At 71.0% G+C, this 19741-nt stretch carries 18 protein-coding genes; 7 read left to right on the forward strand and 11 right to left on the reverse strand.

Annotated features, from left to right (window positions below; all coding sequences use genetic code 11):
* The first annotated feature begins 8 nt into the window (after nucleotides 1–8).
* The 5 genes from H1W00_RS01940 to pstB all read left to right on the forward strand — a co-directional run bounded on the left by H1W00_RS01940 (nucleotide 9) and on the right by pstB (nucleotide 4997).
* Nucleotides 9–881 (forward strand): NUDIX hydrolase, encoded by an 873-nt coding sequence (locus tag H1W00_RS01940; protein WP_181753161.1) that lies wholly within the window; start codon nucleotides 9–11, stop codon nucleotides 879–881.
* A 147-nt stretch (nucleotides 882–1028) separates the two neighbouring features.
* Complete coding sequence (pstS, locus tag H1W00_RS01945) at nucleotides 1029–2120, forward strand: phosphate ABC transporter substrate-binding protein PstS (RefSeq protein ID WP_286930989.1); 1092 nt, start codon at nucleotides 1029–1031, stop codon at nucleotides 2118–2120.
* Between the two features lie 75 nt (nucleotides 2121–2195).
* Nucleotides 2196–3128: a phosphate ABC transporter permease subunit PstC gene (gene pstC / locus H1W00_RS01950; protein ID WP_181753163.1), complete on the forward strand. Its 933-nt coding sequence runs from the start codon at nucleotides 2196–2198 to the stop codon at nucleotides 3126–3128.
* A gap of 1 nt (nucleotide 3129) precedes the next feature.
* The gene (pstA, locus tag H1W00_RS01955) at nucleotides 3130–4197 is read left to right on the forward strand and encodes a phosphate ABC transporter permease PstA (RefSeq protein WP_181753165.1); all 1068 of its coding nucleotides are present in this window, start codon (nucleotides 3130–3132) and stop codon (nucleotides 4195–4197) included.
* Nucleotides 4198–4217: 20 nt separating this feature from the next.
* Complete coding sequence (gene pstB, locus H1W00_RS01960) at nucleotides 4218–4997, forward strand: phosphate ABC transporter ATP-binding protein PstB (protein WP_078699403.1); 780 nt, start codon at nucleotides 4218–4220, stop codon at nucleotides 4995–4997.
* A 180-nt stretch (nucleotides 4998–5177) separates the two neighbouring features.
* On the opposite strand, the gene H1W00_RS01965 is transcribed toward pstB, so the two are convergent.
* The 5 genes from H1W00_RS01965 to H1W00_RS01985 form a co-directional block, all read right to left on the reverse strand.
* A complete protein-coding gene (locus tag H1W00_RS01965) occupies nucleotides 5178–6194 on the reverse strand; it encodes an inorganic phosphate transporter (RefSeq protein ID WP_276568744.1) in 1017 nt (338 codons plus the stop codon).
* A gap of 6 nt (nucleotides 6195–6200) precedes the next feature.
* Nucleotides 6201–6818, reverse strand: coding sequence for a DUF47 domain-containing protein (locus tag H1W00_RS01970; protein WP_181753167.1), 618 nt, complete (start codon nucleotides 6816–6818; stop codon nucleotides 6201–6203).
* A 79-nt stretch (nucleotides 6819–6897) separates the two neighbouring features.
* On the reverse strand, nucleotides 6898–7077 hold the full coding sequence (locus H1W00_RS01975) for a hypothetical protein (protein WP_181756300.1): 180 nt from the start codon (nucleotides 7075–7077) through the stop codon (nucleotides 6898–6900).
* A 94-nt stretch (nucleotides 7078–7171) separates the two neighbouring features.
* Nucleotides 7172–11026 carry a phosphoribosylformylglycinamidine synthase gene (gene purL / locus H1W00_RS01980; RefSeq protein ID WP_206679951.1) on the reverse strand — a complete coding sequence of 1285 codons (3855 nt, stop codon included), beginning with the start codon at nucleotides 11024–11026 and terminating at the stop codon, nucleotides 7172–7174.
* A gap of 141 nt (nucleotides 11027–11167) precedes the next feature.
* Nucleotides 11168–11791 carry a hypothetical protein gene (locus tag H1W00_RS01985; RefSeq protein WP_181753169.1) on the reverse strand — a complete coding sequence of 208 codons (624 nt, stop codon included), beginning with the start codon at nucleotides 11789–11791 and terminating at the stop codon, nucleotides 11168–11170.
* Nucleotides 11792–11979: 188 nt separating this feature from the next.
* On the opposite strand from H1W00_RS01985, the gene H1W00_RS16925 reads away from it, so the two are divergent.
* On the forward strand, nucleotides 11980–12876 hold the full coding sequence (locus H1W00_RS16925; protein WP_181753171.1) for a DUF6801 domain-containing protein: 897 nt from the start codon (nucleotides 11980–11982) through the stop codon (nucleotides 12874–12876).
* A gap of 66 nt (nucleotides 12877–12942) precedes the next feature.
* Here H1W00_RS16925 and H1W00_RS01995 read toward each other — a convergent pair whose 3' ends face one another.
* Genes H1W00_RS01995 through H1W00_RS02005 form a run of 3 tightly spaced genes read right to left on the reverse strand, consistent with a single transcriptional unit; the run spans nucleotide 12943 to nucleotide 15311 of the window.
* Entirely contained in the window at nucleotides 12943–13800 is an 858-nt protein-coding gene (locus H1W00_RS01995) for an Fpg/Nei family DNA glycosylase (RefSeq protein ID WP_181753173.1), read from the reverse strand.
* An 18-nt stretch (nucleotides 13801–13818) separates the two neighbouring features.
* Nucleotides 13819–15033: an Nramp family divalent metal transporter gene (locus H1W00_RS02000; protein ID WP_181753175.1), complete on the reverse strand. Its 1215-nt coding sequence runs from the start codon at nucleotides 15031–15033 to the stop codon at nucleotides 13819–13821.
* Complete coding sequence (locus H1W00_RS02005) at nucleotides 15033–15311, reverse strand: GNAT family N-acetyltransferase (RefSeq protein ID WP_241732805.1); 279 nt, start codon at nucleotides 15309–15311, stop codon at nucleotides 15033–15035. The genes H1W00_RS02000 and H1W00_RS02005 overlap by 1 nt, the downstream gene beginning before the upstream one ends.
* A gap of 125 nt (nucleotides 15312–15436) precedes the next feature.
* Between H1W00_RS02005 and H1W00_RS02010 the strand changes: the two genes are divergently transcribed.
* Nucleotides 15437–16750: a UDP-glucose dehydrogenase family protein gene (locus H1W00_RS02010; RefSeq protein ID WP_181753179.1), complete on the forward strand. Its 1314-nt coding sequence runs from the start codon at nucleotides 15437–15439 to the stop codon at nucleotides 16748–16750.
* Nucleotides 16751–16759: 9 nt separating this feature from the next.
* On the opposite strand, the gene H1W00_RS02015 is transcribed toward H1W00_RS02010, so the two are convergent.
* The 3 genes from H1W00_RS02015 to H1W00_RS16930 are packed head-to-tail and all read right to left on the reverse strand — an operon-like array spanning nucleotide 16760 to nucleotide 19705.
* Nucleotides 16760–17773, reverse strand: a complete 1014-nt coding sequence (locus H1W00_RS02015) for a glycosyltransferase (RefSeq protein ID WP_181753181.1) — start codon at nucleotides 17771–17773, stop codon at nucleotides 16760–16762.
* A 52-nt stretch (nucleotides 17774–17825) separates the two neighbouring features.
* Nucleotides 17826–18572, reverse strand: coding sequence for a methyltransferase domain-containing protein (locus H1W00_RS02020; RefSeq protein ID WP_181753183.1), 747 nt, complete (start codon nucleotides 18570–18572; stop codon nucleotides 17826–17828).
* Between the two features lie 2 nt (nucleotides 18573–18574).
* Nucleotides 18575–19705, reverse strand: a complete 1131-nt coding sequence (locus H1W00_RS16930) for a glycosyltransferase family protein (RefSeq protein ID WP_181753184.1) — start codon at nucleotides 19703–19705, stop codon at nucleotides 18575–18577.
* Nucleotides 19706–19741 lie beyond the last annotated feature (36 nt).

Raw genomic sequence — 19741 nt, forward strand, 5'->3', positions numbered from 1 at the left:
CTGTCACCATGGCGAGCAAGGTCATCCCCGCCGCGGGCGGCATCGTCTGGCGCAAGGCCGGTCCGAGCGGGTCCGGCGGCATCGAGGTGCTGCTCGTGCACCGGCCGGGATACGACGACTGGACCTTCCCCAAGGGCAAGGCCGACCCGGAGGAGCCGCTGCCCGTCACGGCCGTCCGCGAGATTCTCGAGGAGACCGGCTACCGCGTGCGGCTGGTCCATCCCCTGCCCGAGGTGACGTACCGCGTCCGCGGCGGCCTCAAGCAGGTCGCCTACTGGGTCGCCCGCCCGCTGGACGACCAGAGCGACTTCCGCCCCAACCGCGAGGTCGACGACGTGAGGTGGTTCGCGCCCCGCGCGGCCCGCAAGAAGCTCACCTACGAGCACGACCGCCGGCTGCTGGAGTCCTTCGAGGACCTCGTGGCGAGGAAGTCGCACAAGGCGCGCACGCTCGTGGTCCTGCGCCACGCCAAGGCGGTCCCCCGCGACGCGTTCGACGGTGGCGACCGCGACCGCCCCCTCGCCGCGGCAGGTCACGACCGCGCGAAGGAGCTCGTGCCGCTGCTCAGTGCCTTCGGCGTGCGGCGCATCGTCAGCAGCCCGGCCACCCGCACGGTGCAGACCGTGGACCCCTACGTCGCCCTCACCGACGAGCTGCTCGAGCTCGACGACCGGCTGGTCGAGGGCGCCTCTGCGGCCAAGGTCGAGCGGGCCGTCGAGGCCCTGCTGGGCACCAAGCGACCCACCGTGGCCTGCACGCACCGGCCCACGCTGCGCGACGTCTACGCCGCGCTCGGCGTCAGCGGACCCGTGCTCGCCCCCGGCCACGCCCTGGTGATCCACCACCGCAAGGGCAAGGTGCTGGCCTCCGAGCTGGTCTGATTCCCCGGATTCCCGGCATCGATCTCCCAGCCTTCCGCCAGGGTTCACCTTCCGTTCACCCTCGTCGCGAGTTCCCTACACCTGCGGTTCCTAGCGTGGCGGTGTTCGAGGCAGTCGCCTCACACACGCTCCAGAGAGGGAACACACGTGAACCGCAAGTCCATGCGCACCCTGGCCGCCACCGCGGCGGGTTCCGCGCTGCTGTTCGGCCTGTCGGCCTGTGGTGCCGCCAACGAGTCCGCCAACGCGGACGATTCCTCCGACAGCTCGCTCAGCGGCACGCTCAACGGCGCCGGCGCCAGCTCGCAGCAGTCGGCAGTCGACGCCTGGAAGCAGGGCTTCCAGACCGCCAACGCCGATGTCACGGTCAACTACGACGCCATCGGCTCCGGCGGCGGTCGTGAGCAGTTCATCGCCGGTGGCGTCTCGTTCGCCGGCTCCGACGCCTACCTCGACGACGCGGAGGTCACCTCCGCGAAGGAGCGCTGCGGCTCCGACGTCGTGACCGTCCCCGTCTACGTCAGCCCCGTCGCCGTGGTCTACAACCTCGACGGTGTCGACGGCCTCCAGCTCTCGCCGGAGACCATCGGCGCGATCTTCGCCGGCGACGTCACGAAGTGGAACGACGACGCGATCGCCGAGGACAACCCGGACGCCGAGCTGCCCGACTCCACGATCACGCCCGTCCACCGCGGCGACGCCTCGGGCACCACCGAGAACTTCACCGCCTACCTCGACGCCGCCTCGGGTGGCTCGTGGACGCACGGTGAGGTCGAGGAGTGGCCGGTCAAGGGTGGCGAGGCCGCCCAGCAGACCTCCGGCGTGATCCAGGCCGTCTCCGGCGGCCAGGGCACGATCGGCTACGCCGACGCCAGCCAGGCCGGCGAGCTGAGCACCGTCGCGGTCAAGGTCGGCGAGGAGTTCGTCGCGCCGACCCCCGAGGCCGCCGCCAAGGTCCTCGACGCCGCCACGCAGGTGGAGGGTCGCGCCGAGACTGACCTGGCCCTGGAGATCGACCGCAAGACCGAGGCCGCGGGTGTCTACCCGATCGTCTTGGTCTCGTACCAGATCGCCTGCCAGAAGTACGAGGACGCCGCCGAGGCCGAGCTCGTCAAGGAGTGGCTGACCTACGTCGCCGGCAGCGAGGGCCAGGACGCCTCCGCCGAGGCCGCCGGCTCCGCGCCCCTGTCGGAGGACTTCTCCGCCAAGGCGCAGGCCGCGATCGACACCATCAGCTGATGCCTTCGGTCCGGGCGAGGGGCTGACCCCTCGCCCGGGTCATGGGCACCAGACGAACTCCATCAAGGACACCATGTGAGCACCTCCACCGAACCGCGCACGGCGACCCGCCCGGGAGATCGCGTCTTCCGCGGCATCTCGCTGGGCGCGGCCGTCGTCATCCTGGCGACGCTCGCCGGCGTCGGCATCTTCCTGACCGCCGAGGGGATCCCGGGCATCACCGCGTCGCCCGACGAGGTCAAGAGCGGCGAGTCGTTCCTACAGTACGTCGGTCCGCTGGTCTTCGGCACGCTGTGGGCCGCGTTCATCGCGCTGCTGATCGCCACGCCGGTCGCCATCGGCGTCGCGCTGTTCATCTCGCACTACGCGCCGCGCCGCCTGGCGCAGCCCATCGGCTACCTCATCGACCTGCTCGCCGCCGTGCCGAGCGTCGTCTACGGCACGTGGGGCATCATCACGCTCTCGTCGGCGATCCAGCCGCTGTACGTGTGGCTCGAGGAGAACCTCGGCTTCATCCCGCTGTTCGCCGGGCCGGCCTCGGCCACCGGGCGCACGCTGCTGACCGCCGCCCTCGTGCTCGCGATCATGGTGCTGCCGATCATGACCGCGATCTGCCGCGAGATCTTCCTGCAGACGCCGCGCCTGCACGAGGAGGCCGCACTGGCCCTCGGCGCCACCCGCTGGGAGATGACGAAGATGGCCGTCTTCCCCTACGCCCGCTCGGGCATGGTGTCGGCGGCGATGCTCGCCCTGGGCCGGGCCCTGGGCGAGACCATGGCCGTCGCCATGGTGCTGAGCGCCTCAGGCGTCGTCAGCTTCAACGTCATCAGCTCGAGCAACCCCAACACGATCGCGGCGAACATCGCGCAGTCGTTCCCCGAGGCCAGCGGCCTGAACGTGAACGTGCTGATCGCCACCGGACTGGTGCTGTTCGTCATCACCTTCGCCGTGAACTTCGCCGCCCGCGCCATCGTCGAGCGCAACAAGGAATTCTCCGGAGCGAACTGACATGACCACGACTCTCTCCCCCGCCCCGCCGTCCGGCGACCTCGCCGACTCGCTGCGCACGCACGCGCTGCCGACCGCGGCACCCCGGGTGATTCACGCTGCCGCGCTCCTGCTGGTCCTCGCGGGCATCTTCGGCCTCGTGGACCTGCGCCTGGCCTTCGTCGGCTACGCCCTCGCGTGGATCGTCCCGATCTGGTCGTGGCTCGTCGAGGGCCGCCGCAAGGCCACCGACCGGCTCGTGACCCTGCTGGTCACCTCCGCGTTCGGGCTGGCGCTGATCCCGCTCGGCAGCATCATGTGGAGCGTCCTCGAGCGTGGCCTGCCCGTCCTGAGCAGCGAGTTCTTCACCTACTCGATGCGCAACGTCGTGGGCGAGGGCGGCGGCATCTACCACGCGATCGTCGGCACCCTGCTGATCACGGCGGCCGCCACCGTCATCTCGGTCCCGATCGGCCTGTTCACCGCGATCTACCTGATCGAGTACGGCGAGGACGGCCGGCTCTCGAGCTCGATCCGGTTCCTGGTGGACGTCATGACCGGCATCCCCTCGATCGTCGCCGGCCTGTTCGCCTACGCGCTGTTCGTGGTGTTCTTCGGCGACGGCGTCCGGATGGGCATCGGCGGAGCCGTGGCGCTCTCGGTGCTGATGGTCCCGGTCGTGGTGCGCTCCTGCGAGGAGATGCTCAAGCTCGTCCCGAACGAGCTGCGCGAGGCCTCCTACGCGCTCGGGGTGCCGAAGTGGCGCACCATCGTGAAGGTCGTGCTGCCCACCGCGCTGGCCGGCATCGTCACCGGCATCACCCTGGCGATCGCCCGCGTCATCGGCGAGACCGCTCCCCTGCTGGTGATCGCCGGAGCCACCGACTCGGTGAACTTCAACTTGTTCGACGGCCGCATGGCGACCCTGCCGGTCTTCACCTACTCCTCCATCATGCAGCCCGGCGTCCCGCCGGAGCCGAGCATCGAGCGGGCCTGGGGCGCGGCACTCGTGCTTCTGCTCATCGTGATGCTGCTGAACCTCGTCGCCCGCCTCGTCTCCCACTTCTTCTCGCCCCAGGGCGAGCGCTGACCTCCCGGAAGGAAACCCCCATGGCCAAGAGCATCGACGTCTCGGACCTGAACATCTACTACGGCGACTTCCTCGCCGTCGAAGGCGTGAACATCGCCGTCCCCGCCCGCGCCGTGACGGCCTTCATCGGCCCGTCGGGCTGCGGCAAGTCCACGTTCCTGCGGTCGCTGAACCGCATGCACGAGGTGATCCGCGGCGCCCGCGTCGAGGGCAAGGTGCTGGTCGACGGCCAGGATCTCTACGCCTCCGACATGGACCCGGTGAACGTTCGCCGCAAGATCGGCATGGTCTTCCAGCGCCCCAACCCGTTCCCGACGATGTCGATCGCCGAGAACGTCCTCGCGGGCCAGCGCCTCAACAGCAAGCGCATGAAGAAGTCCGAGGCCGACGACGTGGTGGAGCGCTCGCTGCGCCGCGCTGGCCTGTGGGCCGAGGTCAAGGACCGCCTCGAGCGTCCCGGCTCGAGCCTGTCCGGCGGGCAGCAGCAGCGTCTGTGCATCGCGCGCGCCGTGGCCGTGGAGCCCGAGGTGCTGCTGATGGACGAGCCGTGCTCGGCGCTCGACCCGATCTCGACGAGCGTCATCGAGGACCTGATCCACGAGCTCAAGAACGACTACACGATCGTGATCGTCACCCACAACATGCAGCAGGCCGCGCGCGTCTCGGACCAGACGGCGTTCTTCAACCTCGCCGGCGTGGGTCAGCCCGGACGCCTCGTGGAGCTCGGTCCCACCGAGAAGATGTTCGCCAACCCCGAGGACCCGGCCACCGAGGCCTACATCCAGGGCCGGTTTGGGTGAGCCCGAGCTCGCTCTGCGAGCGAGGTGCGAACCCAGGTCGAGTAGGGAGGCCGCTCAGCGGCCGACCGTATCGAGACCCGGTCGGCGGACGGGCCGCCCCAGCCACGGGATCTCCTCAGCCACTGATCTCGGTACACCGTCTCGCAAGCTCGCCGGCACTCGATCACCGGCCGTGACCACTCAGGGCAGGAACGGGCGGGCGACGAAGTAGAAGGCCGCGGCGACGGCGGCGGCCGCCGGCATCGTGATGATCCACGCGATGACGATGCCCTTCGCGACACCCCAGCGCACGGCGCTGAAGCGCTTCGTGGCGCCGGCGCCCATGATCGCCGAGGTGATCGTGTGGGTGGTCGAGACCGGCGCGTGCAGGCCGATCGCCATGACGTAGAGGACGCTGGCCGCGGTGGCCTCGGCGGCGAAGCCCTTCGGCGGATCGAGCTCGATGATGCGGCGCCCGAGGGTGCGCATGATCCGGAAGCCGCCGGAGTACGTGCCCGCCGCGATCGCGCTGGCGGAGGCGACGATGACCCACAGAGGGACGTCGTCGGTGGTGTGCAGGCCGCCGGCCGTGAGCGCCAGGACGATGATGCCCATCGTCTTCTGCGCGTCCTGCAGGCCGTGGCCCAGCGCCATGGCGGCCGCCGAGACGGTCTGCGACGCACGGAAGCCGCGCTGCACGCGGGCCGGCTTGGCGCGGCGGAAGATCCACATGATGGCAGTCATCAACCCGAACGCGAGGAAGAAGCCCAACGCCGGGCTCAGCACCATCGGGATCGCGACCTTGTCGACGAGCGTGCTCCACTCGACCGTGGTGGCCGAGGCGATGCCGGCGCCGACGATGCCGCCGATCAGGGCGTGCGACGACGACGACGGGATGCCGAAGTACCACGTGATGAGGTTCCAGGTGATCGCGCCGACGAGGGCCGCCAGCACGATCGTCAGCGCGTGGGCCCGGTCGGCCGCACTGGATCCGGTGGCTCCGTCGATGTCGATGATGCCCTGGATGGTCTTGGCGACCTCGACGCCCAGCCACGCGCCCACGAAGTTCAGGATCGCGGCCATCGCGAGGGCGACGCGAGGCGTGAGGGCACGCGTCGACACCGAGGTGGCGATGGCGTTGGCGGCGTCGTGGAAGCCGTTCGTGTAGTCGAAGACGAGGGCGATCACGACGACCGTGACCACCATGACCATCACCAAGTCCACTCAGGACTCCTTGACGGCGATCTGCTCGACGGTGTTCGCCACCGACTCCAGCGCGTCGATGGCCGACTCGACGGCCTCGACGATGTCCTTGAGCTTCAGCACCTGCATCGCCTTGTAGTTGCCGTCGAACAGGTCGGCGAGCAGGCGGCGGTGGTTGCGGTCGCCCTCGTTCTCGAGGCGGTTGATCTCGATCCAGAAGTCGTCGAGGTCCTTCATCGTGCGCAGCCGCGGCATGGCCTCGGCGGTGAGGTTCGACGCGCGCTGCAGCACCTGCACCTGGGCTGCGAAGTCCTCGGGGAACTCGGTGATGCCGTAGAGGGCCGCGCAGTCGACGACCTCCTCCATGTAGTCCATGACGTCGTCGAGGCTGCTGGCCAGCGCGTAGATGTCCTCACGGTCGAACGGCGTGATGAACGTGCTGTTCACCAGCTTGATGATCGCGTGGGTCGTGTCGTCGGCCGCGTGCTCGGCGTCGCTCATCTGGTCGGCGAGAGCAGCCTTGTCCGCCTCGGGGTCCAGCAGCCGGGCGACGATGCCCGACCCGATGACCAGGTGGTTGGCCATCTCGGTGAAGAGGTCGTAGAACGAAGCCTCGACCGGTCGGATGCGAAAACGCACGCGGGTACTCCTCGGCATGGGGCGGGCAGACTCTGCCCATGGTAGGTGTTGGGCGAGCGCAGCCGCCAACCGAGGCCGTTCAGGCGTCGGGGGCGATGCCCAGGAGTCCGTCGATCTCCTCCTGGGAGAGTGGCTCGGCGGCTCCCGAGGCGGCGATCATCAGCCGAGAGGTCAGCTCGATCTCGGCCAGCGCGGCATCGTCGCGCAGCCGATCGTCGAGCGGCTCGCTCGTGCGTTCGCCGGGGGGGTACAGGGCCACATACCGAGAGTACGCGGGTGAGGGGCCCCTCACCCAAGCCCGGAAGCGAAAACCGTCCGTTGTGACTAGACGCCGATGGCCGCTGCGGGTCTTGTCAGCCGACCCAGACCCGGGCGTTGCGGAACATCCGCAGCCACGGGCTCTCCACCGACGGGTCGGCCGAGGTCCACGACAGCTGCGCGTTGCGCTGCACGCGCTCGGCGTGCGGCATCATCGCGGTGAACCGGCCGTCGGTCGTCGTGACGGCGGTGAGGCCGTCGGGTGAGCCGTTGGGGTTCGCCGGATAGTCCGTGGCCACCTGACCGCTCACGTCCACGAAGCGCGCCGCCCGCTGCACGGTGGCCGCGTCGCCGCGCACCGAGAAGTTCGCGAAGCCCTCACCGTGGGCCACCGCGATCGGCACCTTCGAGCCGGCCATGCCGGAGAAGAAGACCGAGGGTGAGTCGAGCACCTCGACGAGGGACAGGCGCGCCTCGTACTGCTCCGAGGCGTTGCGCGTGAACCGCGGCCATGCCTCGGCGCCCGGGATGATGTCGGCCAGCGAGGCGAACATCTGGCAGCCGTTGCAGATGCCGATGCCGAACGTGTCGGGGCGGGAGAAGAACCCGGCGAACGCGTCGGTGAGCGCGGGGTTGAACAGCACCGATCGCGCCCAACCCTCCCCGGCGCCCAGCGTGTCGCCATAGGAGAACCCGCCGCAGGCCGCCAGGCCCACCACGTCGGCGAGGTCGAAGCGGCCCGACTGCAGGTCGGTCATGTGCACGTCGTACGTGTCGAAGCCGGCGCGGTCGAAGCCGAAGGCAGTCTCGACGTGGGAGTTGACGCCCTGCTCGCGCAGGATCGCCACCTTCGGCCGGGCGCGACCCACGAGGTACGGCGCGGCGACGTCGTCGGTGGGGTCGAAGGTGGGCTCCACCGTGAGCGTCGGGACGGCGGCGCCGATCGCGGCGTGCTCCGCGTCGGCGCACGCGGGGTTGTCGCGCAGGCGCGAGATCCGCCACGAGACCTCGTCCCACGTCTGGGCCAGGCCCTCGAGCGGCTCGTCGAGCCCGAGGGCGGGCACCCGGACGTGACGGTCCGGCGCGGACGTTCCCACGCGGTGCACGAGGTCGGCCAGGCCGTGCTGCCGCAGCAGCGCCAGGGCGTCGTCGGCCTGCTCGGCGGGCACGGCCAGGACGGCGCCGAGCTCCTCGGTGAACAGGGCGGCCAGGTCGTCGACGTCGAGGTCCACGCCCACGCCCCCGGCGAACGCCATCTCGCACACCGCGGCCCACAGGCCACCGTCGGAGCGATCGTGGTACCCCAGCAGCAGGCCGGCGTCGCGCAGCGCGTTGACGCCGTCGACCAGGGCGACGAGGCGCGCCGGGTCGTCGAGGTCGGGCACCGTGCCACCGAACTCCCCGCGCACCTGGGCCAGCATCGAGCCGCCGAGGCGGTTGCGGCCGGCACCGAGGTCGGCCAGCAGCAGCGCCGCTCCGGCGGGCAGCTCGGGAGTGGCCGTGCCGCGCACGTCGGGCAGCGAGGCGAACGCCGTGACGACGAGCGACACGGGCGCGGTCACCTGCTTCTCGGTGCCGTCCTCCTCGGTCCAGCGCGTGCGCATCGACAGCGAGTCCTTGCCCACCGGGACCGAGATCCCGAGCGCGGGGCACAGCTCCATCGCGACGGCGTGCACGGTGTCGTAGAGCGCGGCGTCCTCGCCGTCCTCCCCGCACGCGGCCATCCAGTTGCACGAGAGCTTGACGCCCGGCAGGTGGATCGGCGCGGCCAGCAGGTTCGTGATCGCCTCGCCCACGGCCATCCGGCCGGAGGCCGGGCCGTCGACCGCGGCCAACGGCGTGCGCTCGCCGCTGGCCATCGCCTGACCGGCGAATCCCACGTGGTCCGAGAGCGTCACGGCGACGTCGGCCACCGGCACCTGCCACGGACCGACCATCTGGTCGCGGTGGGTGAGGCCCCCAACCGTGCGGTCGCCGATCGTGACGAGGAAGCGCTTCGAGGCCACCGAGGGGTGACGCAGGACGTCGTGGGCCACCTCGACCACGTCGACGTCCGCGAGGTCGAGCTCGCTCGTCGAGCGGGCCACGCGGGTGGCGTCGCGGGTCATCTTCGGCGGCTTGCCGAGCAGAACCTCCAGCGGCATGTCGATCGGCGTCTCGTCGGCGGGGTCGACCGGCTCGAGGACGAGCTGCGCGTCGTCACGGGCCACGCCCACGACGGCGAACGGGCAGCGCTCGCGGTCGGCCAGCGCGGCGAACCGCTCCAGCGACTCCGGCGCGATCGCCAGGACGTAGCGCTCCTGGCTCTCGTTGCACCACGCCTCCTTGGGTGCCAGGCCGCTCTCCTCGAGCGGCACCGCACCCAGCTCGAACGTGGCACCGACCCCGGCGTCGTCGACGAGCTCGGGGAACGCGTTCGAGAGTCCGCCCGCTCCCACGTCGTGGATCGACAGGATCGGGTTCTCCTCGCCGAGGGACCAGCAGTGGTTGATGACCTCCTGCGCGCGCCGCTCGATCTCGGGGTTGCCGCGCTGCACCGAGTCGAAGTCGAGCTCGGCGGCGTTGGCGCCGGCCGCCTGCGACGAGGCCGCACTGCCGCCCATGCCGATGCGCATGCCGGGACCGCCCAGCTGCACCAAGAGGCTGCCGGCGGGGAAGGCGATCTTCTCAGTCATCTCGGCGCTGATCGAGCCCAGGCCGCCCGCGCTCATGATCGGCTTGTGATACCCGCGGCGAACGCCGTCGACGGTCTGCTCGTAGACGCGGAAGAAGCCACCGAGGCCGGGGCGCCCGAACTCGTTGTTGAACGCCGCGGCGCCGATCGGGCCCTCGGTCATGATGTCCAGCGGACTGGCGATGTGGGCGGGACGGCCGTACTGCTCGGTCTCCCACGGCTCGTCGGTGCCGGGCAGGTGGAGGTTCGACACGACGAAGCCCGTCAGGCCGGCCTTGGGCTGCGAGCCGCGGCCCGTGGCGCCCTCGTCGCGGATCTCGCCACCGGCGCCGGTGGCGGCGCCCGGGAAGGGCGAGATCGCCGTGGGGTGGTTGTGCGTCTCGACCTTCATCAGCACGTGCACCTCGCCGTCGCGGGGGGCGTAGCGGCTGGGGCCGTCGGCCGCCTCTGGCAGCCAGCGCCTGGCCGGGCCGCCCTCCATGATCGAGGCGTTGTCCTTGTAGGCCACGACGGTGCCGTGGCCCGCGATCGCCTCGGTGTGGCGGATCATCGCGAACAGCGACCGGTCCTGCGGCTCGCCGTCGACCACGAAGTCGGCGTTGAAGATCTTGTGGCGACAGTGCTCGGAGTTCGCCTGGGCGAACATCATCAGCTCGACGTCGGTGGGGTTGCGGTCCAGGTCCGTAAAGGCGTCGACGAGGTAGTCGATCTCGTCCGGCGACAGCGCCAGGCCGAACTCGGTGTCGGCCGCGACGAGCGCCTCGCGGCCACCGCCGAGGACGTCGATCCGCTGCATCGGCTCGGCCTCGCGCTCGTCGAAGAGGTCGGCGGCCGCATCACGGGAGTAGAGCGCCGTCTCGGTCATGCGGTCGTGCAGCACGTCGGCGCAGGCGGCCAGCTGCTCGGGGGTGGGCTCGGCGCCGACGAGGGTGTACTCGGTGACCCGCTCGACCCGCCGCACGTCGAGCCCGCAGTTGTGGACGATGTCGGTGGCCTTGCTCGACCACGGCGAGATGGTGCCGAGCCGGGGCCCGACCACGACGAGCGCTCCGTCGGGTCCGCCCTGGGCCGGGTCGCCGTAGTCGAGGATCCGGGTCACCGTGTCGGTCGTGGCGGCATCGAGGGGTCGCTCGCTGGCGACCCAGTGCACGTGCCGCGCACGGACGTCGGTCAGCCCGGGGGCCACCTCCTGGAGGCGGGCCAGCAGGGCTCGGGAGCGGAAGGCCGAGAGGGCGTTGCCGCCCTCGACCACGGTGAGTTCGACGTCGCGCGACACGCGCCCCAGCCTAACGACCCGTCCGGCCCGGTCTTCCGGGCGGATCGGCCCTGAGACCGCACCCGGGACAGCACGGCGCCGCGGTGGGCACCTCCGCGGTCGTCGAGTGGCGCATTCCGGGGTCGCGAGTGTGGCGGCGGGTCAGCGGGCGGCGAGGGCGATCGCCAGCAGCAGGCAGCTGACGAACGAGATCGGCACGAGCCACAGCACGCCGAGGAACAGGGTGACGGTGGTGCCGACCGTCGGCGGGAAGAACCAGCGCGCCCGCGGCAGGTCGGCGGCGTCCTGGAGCACGCCGGGGCCGAGACCGAAGCCGCGCCAGAGGCCCTTGAGGCGCGAGAACACGCGGACGCCGCCCGTGGCTCCGGCCAGCTGACCCAGCACGAGGCGGGCCTCGCCCACGTCATCGCTCATCGCGACCGCGATGCCCAGCTCGGTGGCGAGCTGCTGCTCGTCCTCCACCGCGGCGAGGATCCGCTGCCGGCGCCAGGCGAACGCGCCGGACAGCAGTGCACCTATGCCCGCGATCAGCCCGGCGAGCACGCTCAGCCAGACGTCGTCCGCCAGCACGCTGACGATCGCCAGTCCGGCGAGGAACGGCCACGACACGACCATCACGCCCAGCGAAGGCCAGCGCAGCAGCCGCACCGCGAGGCGCAGCGCCTGGGCCGCGCGCGCGGCGGCGAGCTCGGTCTGACCGTCCACCCGCGTCGTGAACCCGCCGACCGCGGCGTTGACGCGCCGCCCCGTCTTCCCGATGCCCATGTCACCAGCCTAGGAGGGGAGTCGATGACCCACCCGAGAACAACCGATGGGCCATTCCGGCGGGCCTCACGAACACGCGTTGTATCTTGTGTTGTAACTCACAGTTTCGCGTGCTAGGTTCCCCGCACGCCCGTTCTTGCGCGCCGAGATCCCACCCCGGCGAGCACCGTCCCAGAGAGGTGTCCCTCGTGACCCGTTCTTCCCTCATGGCGCGCCGTGTCGCGCTCCCCGTCACCGCCGCACTCGTCGGCGGTACCTTCGCCGCGATCGGCTTCTCCGCCCCCGCCCAGGCCGCCGGAAGCCAGCCCGTCGACAAGTCGTTCACCTACCAGTGCCAGGTCTTCGCCGGCCCGCTCGACCTCGGCCTGCGGGAGGTCGGCGTCAGGACCGTGACCCGGATCCCCGCCACCGTGTTCCGCGGTGAGCGCATCGCTCCGACGCCCGTCGCGATCACGCTGGCCATGCCCGACGTGCTGCGTGACGGCACGCGCCTGCTGGGCACCGAGGCCTCGGGCCAGTCGACGAACGCGGCCGTGACCCTGAGCTCCGCCGGCCGCTCGATGAACGTCCGCATCCCCTCGCTTTCTGCTGCGCGGGCTCCCATCCCCGCCGACTCCGCCTGGACGATCGCGGCGAAGGGCACCGTCCCGGCCATCACCGCGCCGGCCTACACCGCGGGCGCGGCCACGCTGAGCATGCCCGCGAAGTTCTACGTCACCGCGACCATCTACGGTTCCGGCGGCAACGTCCCCGCAACGATGGACTGCTCGACGACGCAGGCCCGGACGCTCGCCTCGATCCGGCAGGTGAACGCCGCGCCCAAGGCGCCGCGCACGGTCAAGGTCGTCACGAAGAAGAACAAGGCCAAGAAGTTCGTCATCCGTGCGACGGACGCCGACCGCAACCGTCTGACCTACAAGGCCGGCAAGGTCTCCAAGAAGGCCGGCAAGGTCTCGGTCCGGGGCTCCAAGCTCACCTTCAAGCCGCGGAAGAACTTCAAGGGCAAGGCCGCCTTCTACGTCAGCATCCGCGACGGCAAGGGCGGATCGGCCAAGACGAAGGTCGTCGTCACCGTCAAGAAGTGACCGCACCACAGGTGTGAAGGAGGGGCGAGGGCCGCGAGGCTCTCGCCCCTTCGTCTGCCCGCAGGGCTACTTCAGGAACTTCGACGTGGTGCGGTCCTTGAGCAGCGTGCCGCCGGTCTGGCAGGTCGGGCAGTACTGCAGCGAGGAGTCGGCGAACACCACCTCGGCCACGGTGTCGCCGCAGACGTCGCACCTCTGGCCCGCGCGGCCGTGCACGCGCATGCGCTCGCGCTTGGCGTCCTTGAGGTCGGCAGCGGGCTTGCCGTCGGCCGCGGCGACCGCCTCGGTGAGCACCGAGGTCACGGCGGTCTCCAGCCGCACCACCTCGTCCTCGTCCAGCTTCTCCGCGATCGCGAACGGCGACAGCCTCGCGGCGTGCAGGATCTCGTCGCTGTAGGCGTTGCCGATGCCCGCCACGACGGTCTGGTCGCGCAGCAGCCGCTTGACCTGCATCCGGCGCTGCAGCAGCGGCCGCAGGTCGAAGCCGGGCGCCAACGGGTCGGGGCCGAGCCGCTCGATCCCCCCGACCTCCTGCGGATCGCGCACGGCGTAGACCGCCAGGCCCTTGCGGGTGCCCGCCTCGGTGAGGTCGAACCCCTCGTGCGGGCCGTCCCCGCGGTCCACGCGGAAGCGCAGGGCGAGCGGGCCGCCCATCTTGACCCGGCTGTCCCCGAAGTGGTCCGACCACCGCAGCCAGCCGGCCTTGGCCAGGTGGATCACCAGGTGCAGCCCGTCCACGTCGATGTCGATGAACTTGCCGTGCCGACGGACACCGGAGACGGTCAGGCCCGCGAACGCCGAGACAGGCGGGTCGTAGGTCTTGAGCACGGCGAACGACGCGGGCTCGATCTCGGCCACCACGGCACCGTCGAGCTTGTCGCCCAGCCAGTGGACGAGCGCCTCGACCTCGGGCATCTCGGGCATGGGGTCAGCCTACGAGGCTCAACCGGCGAACGTCAGCCACAACAGCACGACGTTCAGCGCCACGATCGCGGCGGCGGCCAGCGACGCGAGCGCCGTGGTGAGGCGCCGGTTGACGTACTCGCCCATCACGGCGCGCGACGCGGTCAGCCACACCAGCGGGACCACAGCGAACGGGATGCCCATCGACAGCACGACCTGCGAGACCACCAGGGCGCGCGTCGGATCGATGCCCAGCAGCAGCACGACCAGCGCGGGCACCAGCGTGATCAGGCGACGGGTCACCGGCTTGAGCGACCACGGCGTCAGCGCGCGCATCACCTCCGCGCCCGCCGCGCTGCCCACGGAGGTGGAGGAGATGCCCGAGCCGAGCAGCGCCACCGCGAACAGCAGGGCCACGCCCACGCCGATCTCACTGCTGATCAGATCGTGGGCGCCGGCGATCGTGTCGGTGCCGGGCATGCCCTGGAGGTTCGCGGCGGCCATCAGCAGCAGGCCGAGGTTCAGCATGCCGGCCAGGATGAGCGCCAGCACGACATCGATCCGGGTGGCGGCCAGCAGATCGCGGACGGACGAGTGCTCACCGCGCGCACCCAGCCGGTCGGCGGTGAGGCTCGAGTGCAGGTAGACCGCGTGCGGCATCACCGTGGCGCCGACGATGCCCGAGGCCAGCAGGACGCTCTCCGCGCCGTCGAAGCGCGGCACCAGCCCCTGCGCGACCTCGCCGGCCGGCGGCGGGCCGACGACGAGCCCGGCGAGGAAGCCCACGGCGATCAGCAGCAGGAACCCGAGGATGATCCGCTCCAGCACGCCTTGGCCCCAGCGGTCGCCGACGGCGAGCACGATCATCGCCACCGCGGCCGTCAGCAGGGCACCCAGCGGCAGCGGCACGCCGAAGAGCAGGTGGAACGCGATCGCGCCGCCGATGACCTCGGCCAGGTCGGTCGCGATGGCGATCCCCTCGGCCTGGAGCCAGTAGAGGAAGCGGGCGCGCACCGAGACGCGGCCGCCGACCTGCGCCGCCAGCGACCGACGCGTGACCAGCCCGAGCTTGGCCGAGAGGTACTGGATCAGCACCGCCATGAGGTTGGCCAGCACGATGACCCAGACCAGGGTGTACCCGAACCGCGCCCCCGCGGTCAGGTTGGTCGCGACGTTGCCCGGGTCCACGTACGCGACGGCAGCGATGAACGCCGGCCCCAGCAGCGTGAGCCGGCGTCGCAGGACCTGCGTCACTAGGCCAGCAGGTCCTGGTACTGCGGGCGCTTCTCGACGAAGCGCTTGATGTAGCTGCAGTGGACCTTGGCCTTCTTGCCGCGGGCGCGCACGTCGTCGAGCGCGAAGGTGACGAGCTGGCTCGCCAGGCCCTGACCCTCGAACCGCTCGTCGATCACGGTGTGCGGGAAGACGACGACGTCGCCCTCCTCACGCGCCTCGGTGAAGCCGGCGCGCTCACCGTCGACCGCGATCTCGTACTGCTGCTCCGCTTCGTTGTGCGTGATGTCGACCGTCATGGACCGACCCTCCCACATCGGCTTTCCCCTCTGCACGACGAGCGGGGCACCACGAGCGGGCAGGTGGGCTGGGACGGTTGGTCCCTTCGACCCCGGGGCCCGGGTGCACTCGCTACGGTGGCTCCATGAAGATCAGTGTCATCGGCTGCGGATACCTCGGCGCCGTCCACGCCGCCAGCATGGCGGAGCTCGGCCACGAGGTCGTCGGCGTCGACACCGACCTGGCCAAGATCGAGAGCCTGGCCGCCGGCCGCGCCCCGTTCTTCGAGCCCAACCTGCCCGAGCTGCTCGAGCGCACGCTGGCGAGCGGACGGCTCTCGTTCACCTCCGACTTCGCCGACGCGGCCGACGCCCAGGTGCACTTCCTGTGCGTGGGCACCCCGCAGAAGCAGGGCGAGTACGCGGCCGACCTGCGCTACGTCGACGGCGCCTTCGCGAGCCTGCTCGACGTCGTCGCGCCGGGCGCCCTGATCGCCGGCAAGTCCACCGTGCCCGTTGGCACCGCCGAGCGGCTCGCGGCCCGGCTGGCCGACGTCCAGCCCGACGCGATGCTCGTGTGGAACCCCGAGTTCCTACGCGAGGGCTTCGCCGTCCAGGACACGCTGCACCCCGACCGCCTCGTCTACGGCGTGCCCGACGGCGCGGCCGGCGAGCGCGCCACCGCGCTGCTCGACGAGGTCTACGCCACGATCCTGGCCGAGGACACGCCGCGCCTGGTGATGGATCCCGCGACCGCCCAGCTGGTCAAGGTCGCCGCCAACTCGTTCCTGGCCACGAAGATCTCCTTCATCAACGCGATGGCCGAGCTGTGCGAGCGCACCGACGCCGACGTCACGGCCCTTGCCGACGCCATCGGCCTCGACGACCGCATCGGCCGCAAGTTCCTCAACGCCGGCCTGGGCTTCGGCGGCGGCTGCCTGCCGAAGGACATCCGCGCGTTCATGGCGCGCGCCGGCGAGCTGGGCGCCGACCAGACGCTGAGCTTCCTGGCGGAGGTCGACGCCATCAACACCCGTCGCCGGGTGCGCATGGTCGACCTCGCCCGCGAGGAGTGTGGGGGCTCGCTGCTGGGCCGCAGCGTCACCGTGCTGGGCGCATCGTTCAAGCCCGACTCGGACGACATCCGCGACTCCCCCGCGCTGAACGTGGCCGAGCAGCTGCGCCTGCAGGGCGCCACGGTGCGGGTCACCGACCCCGCAGCGCTGGGCAACGCGAAGTCGTCGTACCCGAACCTGCTCTACGTGGAGGACACCGAGGAGGCCCTCACGGGGGCCGACCTCGTGCTGCTGCTCACCGAATGGCGCGAGTACCGCGACCTCGACCCGGCCGTGGCCGGCGCGAAGGTGCGCCAGCGACGGATCCTGGACGGCCGCAACGCGCTCGACCCCGAGCAGTGGCGAGCCGCCGGGTGGACCTACCGAGCGCTGGGGAGGCCCTGACCCCTCGGGTCAGGACGGCGAGGACTCGACGCGCTCGTAGGTGACCTTCGAGAGGCCGTGGCGCACGAGCGACTCCTCGGCCGAGTCGCCGAACCGCAGCCGCTTCGTGTGCTCGAGGTTGTCCTCGATGAGCACGCGGTTGGTGCGGATGAGGTCGGCCACGACGCCGAGCATCACGCACAGCATCGCCATCGTCAGAAGCAGCACGCCGAGCAGCAGCGACTGCAGGTGGCCTCCCTGCTCGCCCTGCGTCCACAGCACGCCGTAGCGCAGGAACGGGATCATCCCGACCACGCCGAAGAACAGCGTGAGCCAGCTGAAGATCACGTACGGCTTGTACATGATGAACGACCGGATGATCGCCATGGCGGACTTGGCGATGTGCTCGGGCGTGGTCTTGAACAGGCGCGACTCGCGGGTCTTGGCGTTCGTGACGACCGGGATGCTGGCGATCTTCAGGTTCTTGTTGCCCGCCTGGATGATCGTCTCCATGCAGTAGCTGAACCGCGTGATCGTGTTCAGCAGGATCAGGCTCTCGCGCGAGTAGGCGCGGAACCCGCTCGCGGCGTCGGGCAGCTTCGTGCCGGCGGCCCGGTTCACCACGGCGCTGCCGACCTTCTGCAGCTGCTTCTTGGCCCAGGAGAAGTGCTCGACGAGGTGCACCTGCCGGTCGGCGATGACGATGTCGGCCTTCCCGGCGACGATCGGCTGGACGAGGTCGGTGATCCGCTCCTGCGGGTACTGGTTGTCGCCGTCGGTGTTCACGACCACGTCGGCACCGAGCTCGAGCGCCCGGATGACCCCGTCGTGGAACGAGCGGCCAAGACCCTGGTTCCGCACGTGGTGCACGAACTCGGTCACGCCGTGGTCGCGGGCCACCTCGACCGTCCGGTCGGTGCAGCCGTCGTCGATGACCAGCACGACGATCTCGTCGACGCCGGGAATCTCTCGGGGGATGGACGCCAGCACCAGAGGGAGCGTCTCCTCCTCATTCAGGCACGGGATCTGAACGACTAGTTTCACGGTTTCCTCAAGATCGGGTACGGGCGCTCGCGAGCCATTCTACGGGGCGGAATCAGGCGGGCTTGCGAGCGGAGACGACCAGGCCGATGCCCCGGTCGGGCCGCAGGCGCTGGAGCAGGCAGAACGGGCGCACGAGCACGGCGACCGCCAGGCCCACGAGCCGGTTGGGCGGCTGGAACGTGCGGCCGCTGGCGAAGGTCAGGTCCTCCATCGACGCCTCGCGCCGCGCGAGCTTGTGGGCGTCGACACGGTTGCGCACGGCCTCGAGCGCGTAGCCCAGCGGCCAGCCGTAGACCGTCGTCTCGACGTCCACGAGGCCCGCGCGCTCCAGCTGCGCGCGCAGCTCCTGCGGCTCGTACCGGCGGAAGTGGCCGGCGTTCGTGTCCATCGGGCCGAACCGGCGCTGGAACGCGGGCACGGACATCACGAGGTGACCACCGGGGCGGATCGACGCCACCCAGTCCTCGAGGGCCTGGTCGTCGTGCTCGAGGTGCTCGAGCACCTCGAAGGCGCACACCACGTCGAACGTGGAGGCGGCCGGCACGTCGGCGTGCACGCCGTGGATCACCGTGCCGCCGGAGGGCTCGATCCGGGAGGCGGCCACGGCATAGGAGCTGTCGTCGGGCTCGACCGCGAGGTACTCGCTGTGCTGGGCCAGCCGCGCCCCGATGGCGCCCTGGCCGCAGCCGACCTCAAGCACGGTGCGCGGCGCGATCCGCTCGAAGACCCGCTGGACCACGACGTAACGCAGCCAGGCCCGGATCGCCAGCGGCGGCAGTCCTGCGCTTGTCTTCGACACGCTCACTCCTCCTCGACCGGCGTGATTCCGCCGATCTCGCTCATCATCGGTCGTACGGCTTCCGCCGCGGTGAACTCGCGGGCCGCCCGCTCCCCCATGCGCTCGCGCAGGGAGTCCAGCCGGCCGCGGTCCACGGACAACTCTCGCAGCACCGCAGCCAGGGCCTCGGCATCGCCCGGGGGAACGTAGGCCGCGTCGTCGCCCAGCACGCCGCGCTGGGAGGCCGTGTCGGAGGTGACGACGGCACAGCCGGCCGCCGCGCCCTGGAACACCTTCGTGGGCACGACCTCGCGCGCCTTGGCGGTCGTCCCGAAGATCCCCAGGCACACGTCCTGGGTCGCGACGAGGCGGATGAGGTCGGCGGGCTCGAGCCACTCGATCCAGCGCACCGCCGGGTGGTCGCCGACGATCCGCCGGGCCTCGTCCCAGTCCTGGCCGCGCCCGACCAGGGTGATCTCGACGCGGTCGTCGGGCTCGAGCAGCGCGGCCGCCCGGGCGATCGTCGTGGCGCCCTGGAGCGGCGTGAAAAGGCCGAAGAAGATCGCGCGCAGCGGCTCGTCGACGCCGCGGTCAGCGGCGGCCCCGCTCGCGGCGAACCACTCGTCGGAAGCCCCCACGGGACACACGACGACGTCGCGGCGGCCGCCCTCGGCGAGGGCCGGCACCCGCTCGGCGGTGTCGACGACGACCACGTCGGCGCAGGCCAGGGCCAACCGGTCGATCGCCACCATCACGCGTCCGCGCAGGGACCGGCGGGAGGCCAGGCCCCGGTCGAGGACCGTGCCCGAGGCCGAGACGAGGTGGTCGAGCACGATCGGGACGCGGCCGAAGACCAGCCGGGCGAGCACGACGTCGAAGTGACCGAGGTAGCCAACCAGCACCGCGTCGGGACGCCCGCGCCTGCGCTCCCTGAGGCCGAGGCGCACGAGGGACGCCCAGCGGCGCAGCAGGCGCAGCCCGAAGCCGGGGAGCCGCCACGGCTCCTGCACCAGCGTGACGCGCTCGGCCGTCGAGTAGCCCAGGGGGCGGTTGAGCTCGACGACGTCCTGGTTCCACGCGCGCAGCCCGGCGATCAGCACCGCGACGCGAGGGTGGACAGCGGAGTCGTAGGTTCCGAAGGCCACGATGCGCACGCCCGACACTGTAGCCGCTGGGCTCGGTCCGCCCTG

It is taken from the genome of Aeromicrobium phoceense, assembly GCF_013868155.1.
GTDB lineage: Bacteria > Actinomycetota > Actinomycetes > Propionibacteriales > Nocardioidaceae > Aeromicrobium > Aeromicrobium phoceense.

Excerpts from the sequence above, each read along its gene's own strand:
- H1W00_RS01940 (WP_181753161.1), top strand. The coding sequence starts at position 9 with ATGGCGAGCAAGGTCATCCCCGCCGCGGGCGGCATCGTCTGGCGCAAG.
- pstA (WP_181753165.1), top strand. The coding sequence starts at position 3,130 with ATGACCACGACTCTCTCCCCCGCCCCGCCGTCCGGCGACCTCGCCGAC.
- pstB (WP_078699403.1), top strand. The coding sequence starts at position 4,218 with ATGGCCAAGAGCATCGACGTCTCGGACCTGAACATCTACTACGGCGAC.
- H1W00_RS01985 (WP_181753169.1), bottom strand. The coding sequence starts at position 11,791 with ATGGGCATCGGGAAGACGGGGCGGCGCGTCAACGCCGCGGTCGGCGGG.
- H1W00_RS01995 (WP_181753173.1), bottom strand. The coding sequence starts at position 13,800 with ATGCCCGAGATGCCCGAGGTCGAGGCGCTCGTCCACTGGCTGGGCGAC.
- H1W00_RS02005 (WP_241732805.1), bottom strand. The coding sequence starts at position 15,311 with ATGACGGTCGACATCACGCACAACGAAGCGGAGCAGCAGTACGAGATC.
- H1W00_RS02010 (WP_181753179.1), top strand. The coding sequence starts at position 15,437 with ATGAAGATCAGTGTCATCGGCTGCGGATACCTCGGCGCCGTCCACGCC.